Source organism: Poseidonibacter ostreae, from assembly GCF_009208075.1.
Classification (GTDB): Bacteria; Campylobacterota; Campylobacteria; order Campylobacterales; family Arcobacteraceae; genus Poseidonibacter; species Poseidonibacter ostreae.
The window spans coordinates 1-12737 of record NZ_WFKJ01000061.1; the positions used below are offsets into that span (position 1 = coordinate 1).

The 12737-nt window shown below is 26.7% G+C and carries 12 protein-coding genes; all 12 read left to right on the forward strand.

Annotation, left to right across the window (positions count from 1 at the left end; all coding sequences use genetic code 11):
* Window positions 1-42: 42 nt before the first annotated feature.
* The 12 genes from GBG18_RS13885 to GBG18_RS13940 all read left to right on the forward strand — a co-directional run bounded on the left by GBG18_RS13885 (window position 43) and on the right by GBG18_RS13940 (window position 12732).
* Window positions 43-489, forward strand: a complete 447-nt coding sequence (locus GBG18_RS13885; RefSeq protein ID WP_152192016.1) for a helix-turn-helix domain-containing protein — start codon at window positions 43-45, stop codon at window positions 487-489.
* 287 nt (window positions 490-776) lie between these two features.
* Complete coding sequence (locus GBG18_RS13890; protein WP_152192018.1) at window positions 777-1874, forward strand: tyrosine-type recombinase/integrase; 1098 nt, start codon at window positions 777-779, stop codon at window positions 1872-1874.
* A gap of 333 nt (window positions 1875-2207) precedes the next feature.
* Window positions 2208-2966: an Abi family protein gene (locus GBG18_RS13895; protein WP_193311160.1), complete on the forward strand. Its 759-nt coding sequence runs from the start codon at window positions 2208-2210 to the stop codon at window positions 2964-2966.
* A 97-nt stretch (window positions 2967-3063) separates the two neighbouring features.
* Window positions 3064-3654: a restriction endonuclease subunit S gene (locus GBG18_RS13900; protein WP_226896393.1), complete on the forward strand. Its 591-nt coding sequence runs from the start codon at window positions 3064-3066 to the stop codon at window positions 3652-3654.
* Complete coding sequence (locus GBG18_RS13905; protein ID WP_152192021.1) at window positions 3647-5134, forward strand: type I restriction-modification system subunit M; 1488 nt, start codon at window positions 3647-3649, stop codon at window positions 5132-5134. The genes GBG18_RS13900 and GBG18_RS13905 overlap by 8 nt, the downstream gene beginning before the upstream one ends.
* A gap of 1 nt (window position 5135) precedes the next feature.
* A complete protein-coding gene (locus GBG18_RS13910; protein ID WP_226896394.1) occupies window positions 5136-6296 on the forward strand; it encodes a restriction endonuclease subunit S in 1161 nt (386 codons plus the stop codon).
* A complete protein-coding gene (locus tag GBG18_RS13915; protein WP_152192023.1) occupies window positions 6293-6697 on the forward strand; it encodes an SMODS domain-containing nucleotidyltransferase in 405 nt (134 codons plus the stop codon). Before GBG18_RS13910 ends, GBG18_RS13915 begins: the two co-directional genes overlap by 4 nt.
* A 138-nt stretch (window positions 6698-6835) precedes the next feature.
* On the forward strand, window positions 6836-7564 hold the full coding sequence (locus GBG18_RS13920; RefSeq protein ID WP_152192024.1) for a nucleotide-binding domain-containing protein: 729 nt from the start codon (window positions 6836-6838) through the stop codon (window positions 7562-7564).
* Window positions 7564-8121, forward strand: coding sequence for an SLATT domain-containing protein (locus GBG18_RS13925; RefSeq protein ID WP_152192026.1), 558 nt, complete (start codon window positions 7564-7566; stop codon window positions 8119-8121). Before GBG18_RS13920 ends, GBG18_RS13925 begins: the two co-directional genes overlap by 1 nt.
* Entirely contained in the window at window positions 8121-11192 is a 3072-nt protein-coding gene (locus GBG18_RS13930; RefSeq protein ID WP_152192028.1) for a type I restriction endonuclease subunit R, read from the forward strand. Before GBG18_RS13925 ends, GBG18_RS13930 begins: the two co-directional genes overlap by 1 nt.
* Window positions 11170-11847, forward strand: a complete 678-nt coding sequence (locus tag GBG18_RS13935) for a M48 family metallopeptidase (RefSeq protein ID WP_226896395.1) — start codon at window positions 11170-11172, stop codon at window positions 11845-11847. The genes GBG18_RS13930 and GBG18_RS13935 overlap by 23 nt, the downstream gene beginning before the upstream one ends.
* 666 nt (window positions 11848-12513) lie before the next feature.
* On the forward strand, window positions 12514-12732 hold the full coding sequence (locus GBG18_RS13940) for a sel1 repeat family protein (RefSeq protein WP_152192030.1): 219 nt from the start codon (window positions 12514-12516) through the stop codon (window positions 12730-12732).
* The last annotated feature ends 5 nt before the right edge of the window (window positions 12733-12737 follow it).

Below are 12737 nucleotides of genomic sequence, written 5' to 3' on the forward strand. Positions count from 1 at the left end.
TCTACTTAATGTATAATATTTTTTATTATTTTAGGAGAACATATGCTAACTATTCAATTGAAATTATCAGAACAAATAGAAGATAAATTCACTTCTAAACTCAAGAAAGAAGATTTAACAGATTCAGAATATATATCAAGATTAATAGAAAATGATTTGGATTCAAGAATAGATTTAGGCGAAGGTTTTTATTATAATAAGTACTTAGATAGATTATATAATCAAGAGAATAAGGTAATAGTCTTAACTAAAATAGAAAGGGAGATTGTGATTACTCTTATTGAATATAGAGGAGAGCTTGTTCCTGTTGATATAATTACAAAAAGGTCTTGGAAAAAAGATGATGTTTCAATTTACACATTCAGAAATCTTATCAAGAAAATAAGGGATAAAACCTATTTTAAATTGATAAAAAGTCGTTCTAATTTGGGATATTCAATAAATTTTGAACCTAATGAAAAAGGACTTAATCAAGTCAAACTTAAATAATGGTTAGCAATAGGTTAGCAAAGTGATTTTTTTTGAACCTTAAACAAGAAGTTTAAAAGTTCTATAAGTCCGATAGTATCAAACTTGAAGAGTGGTACGCCTGGAGGGATTCGAACCCCCAACCGCCGGGGCCGAAACCTGATTATAGTATATTTCCAATAATCCCCAAAGTTCCACAATCATCCCTAAGCCCCTATGCCATAGTACTTATACTGAATTTAACAATTTGCTATAATCACTAATAATTATAATAAAAAACAATTTTAGGTTGGAAATAGGTTGGAAAGATGTTAAGAATAAAAACAAAATTTACAGGTGTTTATTTTCGTAATTCACAAACAAATAATAAACCAGACAAAACATATTATATCACATACAAAGATATCAATAATAAAACTAAAGAATTAAAGATTGGTAAATATAGTGAAGGAGTTAGGGAATCTTATTCTAATCAAAAAAGAAATGAAATAATTACAAAGATAAGACTTGGAGAAGAACCTCCAGCTATAGCTGTAAAAAAAAGAAAAATCAAACTACTATTAAATGATCTTGCCGATAAATATTTTGAGACTAGAAAAGAAGGCAAAAGTAAAAATAGTGATATTGCAACATGTAATAAACATCTTCAAACTTTTTTTAAAGATGTAGATTTAGAAATGGTTACCAAAGAACATATTAAAAAACTTATAAAAAGGCTATCAATAACCACAACAAGTAGAAATATCATATTATCCAGCAAGACTGTAAATAACATTCTTTCTATACTTATCAGCATAATTAAATTTTCGATAAAAGAAGAATTATTAAAGAATGATTTTACAGTTTATATTAATAAGAATAAAATTGATAATAACAGAGAAAGATTCTTAACAATAAATGAAATACGCGTACTTTTTAAATCAGTAGAAAATGATAAGGATGCACGATTAATATTTAAACTAGCGCTTAATATTGGCTCAAGGCTATCAACTCTACTTCTTATAAAGAAACAAGATATTGATTTTACACATAAACTTATAACCTTAAAAGATACAAAAAACAATTCATCATATAAAGGTTTTTTGACAGAAGAGGTTTCAGCACTTTTACAAGATAGGGTTAGACTATTAAAACTAAATGAAAATATATTTAAATCAAATCCTGAAAAAAGATTGCGTAAAATCTTAAATTCTCTTTTTAATGATGAAATTGATACGCAAGATAGAAAGAACAAAGTAGTTTTTCATACACTTAGACATACTTTTGCATCTCATTTAGCTATAAATGGAACACCTATTTATACTATTCAAAAACTACTAAATCACAAGGATATAAAAATGACAATGAGATATGCAAAACTATCGCCAGAAAGTGGACGAGAATCTATATTGAATTTATATACATAAAAGCAGTTTTATACTTGTTTACTTTAAATTTGACACTATAAATATTAACATATTAAGTTTAATTTAAGATACTAAGTGTTAATATTCAATTGTTTACGAGTGTTTTGACAATTAAAAATCTTCATGATATTAATTTAAAGAGACTTGAAATAAAATATTTCTTAAGTTGTATAGGTTGAGAAATTTGATGTGATTATTTATCATTAGAATAGTCAGTACCCCAGCCAGCGTCATAATGAGAGGCAAAACCTACTTAAACTTCGGGTGATGCATGGGGCTTATTACAAGAATTATAATATATCAATACTAAATTTAAGATTAAAGGACTTCTCCATGACCAATACATTTTTTCATAATATAGAGAAAACAATTTCAGTAAATAGACTATCTACTTATCATAATCATTCTAATTCAAATAAGTCTACTCTTATTAATTATGTATTAAATGCAAAAATTGCAGAGAATTTTTATTTTCTCTTACAAAATCTTGAAGTTGCATTAAGAAATGCGATTTTCGATAGTTTTAAAATAATATACCCTCATAATAATTTCTTTTTTTTAAATCAACCTGATTCAAGAGAACGATATCAAAAAAGAAGAGAAAAGCACTCTTTCGAATGTTGGAAAATGATATGTGGGGCAAAACATAATTTAACAAGAAGAGGAATAATGTTAAATGACGGCAAAATAATTGCTGAACTTAACTTCGGATTTTGGACCAAAATTTTATCATCTACAGATAGCAAATATACTAATATGTGGAGGAAGATATTTCCTTTAGTCTTTCCTAACTATACTATTATTAATTCTATAGATAGTGATAAAATATTAATAGGAAATATAATTAATAATATAAGAGATTTAAGAAATAGAGTTTTTCATTATGAACCAATTTTTAATCAGACACAATTAACACAGTTTCATGATGATATTATAAAAGTGTTAGGTTGGATTAATAAAGATTTACAACAACTTTCAGTTATGTTTGATGAATTTCAATTAATTAGTCAAGAAAAAGATTTTATATCAAAACAACTAAGTAAACAACCTCTCCCTAAAAAATTAAATAACAAGAGATATAAAAAAAGGTGACTAAAGTCAAAAGATACAAGATATCTATACTTTTAATATCTAAATAATTCAAAGAGAACTACATATTTGACAATAAAAAATCCAAAAAGGAGAAGCTTTGAAAATAAAAATGAACCACCTAACGACAATTAAGACTGGCTTAGTTTTATCAAGAAAGAAAGCCTCACAGCAATCTGAATTTAAGAAAGATTATAATGTAATCTCTCTTAAATCATTTAGTGAGAATGGTTATTATGACCATTCATTTGCAGAAGAATTTACTGCAAATGAAGAAATAAAAGAAGAAAACCTTTTACAAAAAGGTGACATACTTATTAGGCTTAGAGAACCTAACATTGCAGTATATATAGATGAGGACTATACTGATACTATAATCTCATCATTGGCTGCAATAATAAGAACTAAAAAGAGTGATGTTAATCCTCTATTTTTAGTTAATTATTTAAACTCATCATATGTAAAAAAACAATTATATAGTCAAGGCTCTGCTGTATCTATGTTAAATGTTAAATTTATTGGTGAATTAGAAATAACACTACCTAAAAAAGAAACACAAGATAAAGTTGCTGAGATTCAAGCTCTATCATATAAAGAGATAAAACTTTTAAATCAGTTAATAGAAGAAAAACAAAAATATACAAGTAAAGTATTTGAAACAATAATAAATCAGGAGATAACAAATGACTAAAACAACTCAAGAAACAATCAATGGAATAGTATGGAAAGCGTGTGATACATTTAGAACAACAATGGATAGTAGCCAGTATAAAGATTATGTTCTTACAATGTTATTTGTTAAATATTTATCTGATTTTTACAAAGAAAAACTTGAAGATTTAACTGTTAAATATGGTGATAACCAAGATAGAATTCAAAAGAGTTTAAATCGAGAAAAGTTTAAGCTTGATGAAAAGTGTACATTTGAATACATTTTACAACATAAAGAAGCTGAAAATTTAGGTGAAGTTATTGATAAAGTACTAGAAAGAATTGAAGAAGATAATAAAGAAAAACTTGATGGTGTATTTAGAGAGATTAGTTTTAATAGTGAGACAATATTTGGAAGAACTAAAGAAAAAAATAAAATCTTACGAAATTTACTTGAAGATTTTGATGATACAAGACTTGATTTAAGACCTTCAATGTTAGAAGGCAATGATGTAATAGGTGATAGTTATGAATATCTTATATCTAATTTTGCAGGGGATGCAGGTAAAAAAGGAGGAGAATTTTTTACTCCTAGTGCAGTATCTACATTACTTTCAAAACTTGTTGAAGCGAATGAGGGAGATAGAATTTATGACCCAACTTGTGGTTCAGGTTCATTACTTATTAAAGCAAGTAAAGAGGTAGGTAATAACAACTTTAGAATTTACGGTCAAGAAAGTAAAAATGCTACTGTTGCTTTATGTAAAATGAATATGTTCTTACATGATATAAATGATGCAGTTATTGAGTGGGGAGATACTATAAACAATCCACTTCACTTAGAAAATGACCATTTAATGAAGTTTGATATTGTAGTTGCTAATCCTCCTTTTTCACTTGACAAGTGGGGTGCAGAAGAAGCTACAGATGATAAATATAAAAGATTCGAAAGAGGAATCCCACCAAAGAGTAAAGGTGATTATGCCTTTATTCAACATATGGTAGCAAGTTTAAATGAACATGGAAGAATGGGAGTAGTTTTACCTCATGGTGTTCTTTTTAGAAGTGCAAGTGAGGGGAAAATAAGAAAGCAACTTATAGATGAAAACTTACTGGATACAGTTATTGGATTACCTGCAAACCTATTCTTTGGTACAAATATTCCTGCTGTAATACTTATATTTAAAAAACAAAAAGATAATACTGATGTATTATTTATTGATGCAAGTAATAATTTCAATAAGGACAAGAGTCAAAATAGTATAGATGATGAACATATTGAAAAAATACTTGATACTTATAGAAACAAAGTTGAACATAAAAAATATTCATATATTTCAACATTAGATGAAATAAAAGAAAATGAATATAATCTAAATATACCAAGATATGTTGATACTTTTGAAGAAGAAAAGAAAATTGATATGAAAACAATTAAAAATAATATTAAGATAATTGAATCTGAATTGATAGAAGTAAAATCTGAAATGAATAAATACCTAAAAGAATTAGGTCTGTAAAATGGAAACTATACAACAGAACTATAAACAGACAAAGGTAGGAGCAGTACCTATTGATTGGTCTGAAAAATTATTATCATCTTTTATTAAAGAGAAAATAATATATTGTAATGACGTAACCGTTGGGATGGGTAGTTTAACAATTGCCAATGGAGTCATCCCCAAACCAGCGCAATATGAAAGAGAACATTTAGTTAAAGATACTACGGATGCTTATAAAATGATAGAGGAAGGAGATTTCGCTTATAACCCAATGAATTTAAGGTTTGGTGCATTAGCTTTGTATAAAAATGAAAAAGCACTTAGAGTATCTTCTTATTATAATATTTTTAATGTTGATGAAAAGATTGTAAACAAAGATTACTTTTATGCATATTTAAAGTCTGAGAGAATAATGTTTCATTACAATCGTATGGCTACAGGTAGTTTAGAAGAGAAAAAAAGAGTTCATTTTAAGGAATTTAAAAAATTTATATTCCCCCTTCCTCCTTTAAAAGAACAAAATAAAATATCTAAAATACTAAATGTATGGAATAGTGGTATAAAAAAACAAAAAGAATTAATAGCTATTAAAAAATCTCAAAGAAAAGAACTTGTTCAACGCTTACTAAGTGGTGTAGGAAAAAAAGAATGGAAATTTAAAAAATTAGGAGAACTTCTTGACTATGAGCAACCAACTAAATATTTAGTATCTAATACTAATTATAATGATTCATATAAAACACCAGTATTAACGGCAGGAAAAACATTTATATTAGGGTATACAAATGAAACGATAGGAATACGAGAAGAAAACTTACCTGTAATAATATTTGATGATTTTACAACAGCAAATAAATTTGTTGATTTTGCTTTTAAAGCTAAATCGTCTGCAATGAAAATATTAAAAGCAAAAGATAGTTCTATAAATATTAAGTTAGTCTATGAGTTAATGCAAATGATTAATTTTGTTTCCGATGACCATAAAAGATATTGGATTTCAGAATACCAAGAATTAGAAGTAAAAGTTCCTCCAAAAGAAGAGGAAGAAAGAATTATGACAATATTGGAATTATCTAATAAGGAAATAAGTTTATTGGAAGATGAGTTTGCTCATTTAAATGAGCAAAAAAGAGGTTTAATGCAAAAACTTCTTACTGGTGAAGTGAGAGTGAAAATATGAAAAAACAATTTGAAATTTTTAACTCAAATATTAGGTTAACCGATATTCAAGAAGCAGATGCAAAAACAAAATTTGATGGAGTTTGTAAGACATTACATAATTATTACTTTAATAGTGTTTATAATGGGAATAGTAAATTTCTTTTTGGTTCATACAAAAAAAAGACTAATATTAGACCTATTACAGCACAACAAGATGTTGATGTTATTTTTATTATGCCAGATAGTGAATTTGGAAAATACGATAATTATGAAAGTAATGGTCAATCTGCATTATTACAAAAAGTGAAAGATGTATTAAGTACTACATATTCCACAACTAATACAATCAAGGGATGGGGTAAAGTTGTACTTGTTAAATTTGCAGAAAATAAGCACAATGTGGAAGTATTACCTGCATAGGAAAATGCAGATGGTAGTTTTAAGATACCAAATACTGAAAATGGTGGAAATTGGGAAAACTTTGACCCGAGAAAAGATATTAAACTGTTTAGAAGTTCAAATAGTTTAACTGATGGTCAAACTGCAAAAATGTCTAGAATGATGAAAAGTTGGAAAAGAAATGCACCTTCGTTAAAAATGAAATCTTTTGAAATTGAAAATTATGTAATTGATTTTTTAAGAGATAAATATGATGAATCTTTATCTGATTCTGAATTGTCAAAACTATTTTTTGAATATATCTCAAATAAAGTTATATGGGATAATAAAACATATGTAGAGACAGCTATAAGTCGTTCTAAAAAAGCAATGACTTTTGAGTCTAAAGGCAAATACTACAAATCCTCTGAGCAATGGCGAAAGATATTTGGAGATAAGTTTCCAAAATGGAAAAAAAGTGTTAGAGTTAAGTCTATTGACGAGGATTATTCAAGAAGTGAAGAATATATTGAAGATTTATTTACACAAGACTTAAATAGTAGATTCAAATTAAAAATTGGTTGTAATGTAACTCAATCTGGATTTCAACAAAAAACACCACTTATTGAACTATTGAAAAGATTTATATTAAAACCTCAGAAAAAACTAGAATTTTATATCCAAAATAATACTGTACCTAAACCTTATAGTGTTTATTGGAAGGTAAGAAACTTTGGTATTGAAGCTAAAGATGATTTACGAGGTGAGATTACGATAGACAAAGGTTTTAATAATAAGACTGAAAATACAAGATATAGAGGTGAACATTATGTTGAGTGTTATATTATTAAAGATAACAAATGTGTAGCTAGAGAAAGAATAGATATTCCAGTAAAAGAGGATGAATAATGGATAGTAATAATTTTGAAATCATAAAACAATCACTAGGGAATGTAGTATATTCTCAAAAAACACAAGAAATGGCTGTCATAAGAAAAAGAGGATACTCTACAGGTATTAAATGGGGTAATATAATAATAATAGGCTTAGTATTTCTAAGTCTATTTTTACAAATATTTAATCCTGATGAGAAGAAATATCTATATGTAGGTATATTTTTAACTGTATTAGAATCTCTTTTTTTAATATTTCAATTAAGTTTTAGTCCAGAAAAAGAAATGTTAGAACATCAAAATACAGCTAGTCAATTATGGTTAATGAGAGAAAAACATTTAAATTTACTAACAGATATAAAAAATGAGATTTTTGATAAAAAAGCTATTTCAAAAAAAAGAGATGCTCTTACTAATGAATTAAGTCAAGTATATTCAAATGCACTTAAAACTAATAATAATGATTATACAAAAGCTTCTATTGCATTAAATGGAAATGAAAAACCAAAAGCAGATGATGATGAGATGAATACTTTTCTACCTAAAAACTTACAGGATAAAAAGGAAGACTAATGATTCCAGATATATCAGCAGAAAAACAATTACAAAATAACACAATAAATTTATTAAAGTCCATGGGTTATAAGTTTATATCACAAGTAGATAATGTAAACCTTAGAAATGGAAAGCTAGGAGAAGTTGTATTAAAAGATATCCTTGTAAAGCAACTTCAAGAGTTAAATAACTTTGAATATAAAAATAATACTTATCCTTTTTCTTCTAAAAATATAGCAAATGCAATAGCTTCTTTAGATGAGTCATTAAACGAAGGTTTGATGACTGCTAATGGAAGAGTATCAGACCAATTAATACTTGGTAACTCTTATCAAGAAGAGCTCATTGATGGAGCTACAAAAAGTTTTTCATTTAAGTATATTGATTTTATGAACCCTGAAAATAATGTATTTCATTTTACTGAAGAATTTACAGTATCAAGAACGATTCAAAATGAGACAGAAAAAACAAGAAGACCTGATATAGTTTTATTTATAAATGGTATTCCTTTTGGTGTAATTGAACTTAAAAAATCGAGTGTAGATACGGAACAGGGAATTTCTCAAATGATTAGAAATCAGTTAAAAGGTGAGATAGGACAACTATTTAAATATGTTCAAATAACACTTGCAGGAAATAATCACTCTCCTAAATATGCGACAACAGGAACACCCAAAAAGTTTTATGCAACTTGGGAAGAAGATACAAATAAACAACTAGAAAAATTAGTTATTAATAGAACAGCAAGTAAATTAGATAGTACTATATATTCACTTTTTAATAAAAATAGAGTAATTCAACTTTTACACTCATTTATTATATTTGATAATAAAATAAAAAAAATAGCAAGATACCAACAGTTTTTTGCTATTAAAGAAATAGTTAGAAAAATAGAAAAGTTAGATAATACGGGAAAAAGAGGAGGAGGTCTTATCTGGCATACTCAAGGTAGTGGTAAATCTCTAACAATGGTGATGCTAACAAGAGTAATAAAAAGAGAAATATTAAATTCAAAAATTATTGTAGTAACTGATAGAAAAGATTTAGATAGACAGATACACTCAACTTTTAAAAATAGTGAGATAGAAGCTCAAAGAGCAAAAAATGGTAGACATTTAGTTAGTTTACTACAAAGTGGTAAGAGTGTTATCACTACACTTATACATAAGTTTGAAACAGTTGCAAAAGAAAAAGTAGTACTAAATGACCCTAATATTTTTATACTTGTTGACGAATCTCATAGAACACAAGGTGGGAATCTAAATAGAGCTATGAAAAAAGTATTTCCTAGTTCTTGTTATTTAGGATTTACAGGTACTCCTCTTATGAAAAAAGAAAAAAGTACTATCTCAAAATTTGGTGGACTACTTCATAAATATACTATTGACCAAGCAGTAAAAGACGGAGCTGTTTTACCTTTACTTTATGAGGGAAGATTAGTAGAACAATGGGTAAGTGATGAAAGAGGACTACAAAGACGATTTGATATTATTTCTAGAGATTTAAGTGAAGAACAAAAAAGAGATTTAGCCAGAAAATGGGTTAAATTTCAAAGACTAGCCTCTAGTGAACAAAGACTTGAAATCATTATGTTAGATATTGATAGTCATTTTGTAAAAAATATAAAAAATACTGGTTTTAAAGCTATGTTAGCAACAAGTAGTAAATTTGAAGCTATCAAGTATCATAAACTTTTTGAAGAGTTAGGAAATGTAAAAAGTGCCTTTGTCATATCTGCACCAGATAGTAGAGAAGGACATGAAAACATTGACGATGATAATAAAACTTTTATCAATGAAGAGTGGCGAAAGATTATCAAAAAATATGGTGATGAAGATAGATATTTAGAAAAAATAAAAGATGAGTTTATTGAAGGTGATGAGTTAGAACTTCTTATTGTTGTTGATAAGCTTCTGACGGGTTTTGATGCACCAAGAGCAACGGTACTTTATATAGATAAAGAGCTAAAAGAGCATAACCTTTTACAAGCAATAGCCAGAGTTAATAGACTTTATGATGGTAAAGACTTTGGATTTATTATTGATTATAGAGGATTGTTAGGTAATCTTGATAGTGCATTAACTTCATATTCTTCACTTGATGGTTTTGAAGAGGAAGATTTAGTTGGAGCTGTTGTTGATATCAAAAATGAAATAGCAAAATTAAAAACTTTTTATTCTCATTTAGAAGAGTTATTTAAAAATGTAGAAAATAAAAATGACCAAGAAAGTTATGAGGTGTTTTTAGCAGATGAAGAAAAAAGAAAAGAGTTTTATGAGTACTTATCAAATTATGGAAGAGCATTAAAACTTTCATTGTCTTCTGATAAAATAAATGAAATATTTTCAGAAGAAGAAATATCAGCTTTTAGAACTAAAATGAAATTTTATTCTAATTTAAGAGTAAGTATAAAAATTAGATACCATGAGACGGTTGATTTTGGTAAGTATGAAAAGCAAATGCAAAAACTACTTGATACCTTTATAAGTGCTGACGATGTTAATCAATTAACAAAATTAGTTAATATTTTTGATGAAGATTTTGATAGTGAAATTGAAAGAATTGTTGGAGATAATGCAAGAGCAGATGCAATATTAAGTGCATCAACTGCAACAATTAATGAAAAAATGGAATCAAATCCTGCATACTATGAAAAATTGGCAGCTAGAATTCAAGAAATCCTTGAAGAGTACAAAGATAGTAGATTATCAGAAGAAGAAAAATTAAAACATGCAAAAGATATAAGAAGTTTACTTATGTCTAAAAATACCACTGAAAAAAACAACTATCCTGAAAGCATTAGAAATAATAAGTGTGCAATTGCATTTTATGATAATCTTGGAGAATTTATATCTGGTCTAATAAAAGAAGATGATGTCTTAGAAGAGATAGTAATTAAAGTAAATAACATATTTAATGAAGTTTCTAAAAAACCAGACTGGACAAATAATAGTGATGTGACAAATCAAATAGAAGGTCAAATTGAAGATATACTATGGGATTTAGAAGATGAATATAAAATACAGTTTGAAAATACAGATGAAATTATAGGTAGGATAAGAAATCTTGGAATCAATAACTATTCATAATGTAAAAATTATAAGAAAAGATATAAAAAATATCACACTAAAAGTAAAACCAACTTGTGATGTGATATTGACTGTTCCTTTAAAAACAGATGATAAACATATATCTTATATTTTAGAAAAAAGAAAAAATTGGATATCTAAAAAAGTAGATTTTTTTGAAGCCAATAATAAAGTAGAAGAAAAAGAGTATGTTAGTGGCGAAAGTTTTAAATATTTAGGTAAAAATTACAGACTTAAAGTTATTGAATCTAAGATAGAGCAAGTAAAGCTTTTAAGAGGTTATATTCAAGTATTTGTCAAAGATAAAACTAACTTAAATAAAAAGCAAAAACTGCTTAATGAATGGTATATATTAAAAGCAGAAAAATACTTCCAAAAGGTAGTTAATGAATATTTGTCAATAGTTAAAAAAGAAGTAAAAAATATAAAAATTCGACAAATGAAAACAAGATGGGGGTCTTGTAATACTTCAAAAGGCTATATAAATTTAAATAGTGAGTTAATTAAAAAGAGAAGAGAATCAATAGAATATGTGATTTTTCATGAGTTGGCTCATTTAGTTCATCCTAATCATAGTAGAGAATTTTATAACTACTTAGATACTTATATGCCTGATTGGAAAAAGAGAAAAGATAAGTTAGAAACTTTTGTTTAAAAGAGTAGTATAAAGATATCAACATTAAGAGAGTATATATCTTATAGTGATATAAATGCAATTAAAAAAATCACATAAAAGCTACTTTCGTTAGTTAATCATAATAAATTTATTCCTTATCTCAATATATAAGGTACGTGTTAAGTCAATCTACTTTTTAGTTCTCTTTTGAAGCATCAACAAAATATCAAGTATTTAAACTTGAAGCTATTGTAATTTAAATAAGGTTACATCCTTACCTTTAAAGGCTCTACAGTTTTTAAAAGTCTGATAACTTTACTCATATTGAGCTGCACTGTTTTTAAATAGTCTAATATAAAAGTTACAGGTAAACTTTTCAATACTAACCCACTTAGTTACGATGATGGTACAACGCTTTATGATTAAATAAAGTAATAAAATAAAAACAAATTATAACATATTTTTTGTAAACTGGAATGGCAATTAAAAAAAGACATTACAAGAAAAAAAATACTCTTCCGTTTCCTTTTTTTTAATAATTCTTCAAAACACCTACGGTATAGGACTTAATTGTAGTAAACTTTACAAAACCATATTTCTAAGTTTACATAATAATTTACAAATAGTTTACAAGAAAGTTTACATATAATTTGTCAGTTGCCAAGATTTATTATTCTATAAGAGTAGTAATAAATAAGAATAGAGATGAATGTAGAAGTTTATTCTATTTATATTATTGTTTATAAGTGTATGTTTTATAGTCCTTATACTGACAGACTAAAAACATATGAGAGTAGAGATTATAAAAAAGAATACTCAATTTTGGAACCAATAGATAATCAAGGAGATGGAGGTGTACAATATAATCTTGGAGTTATATATTATTTAGGTAAAGGCGTAGAAATTAATAAAATCAAATCATAGGATTT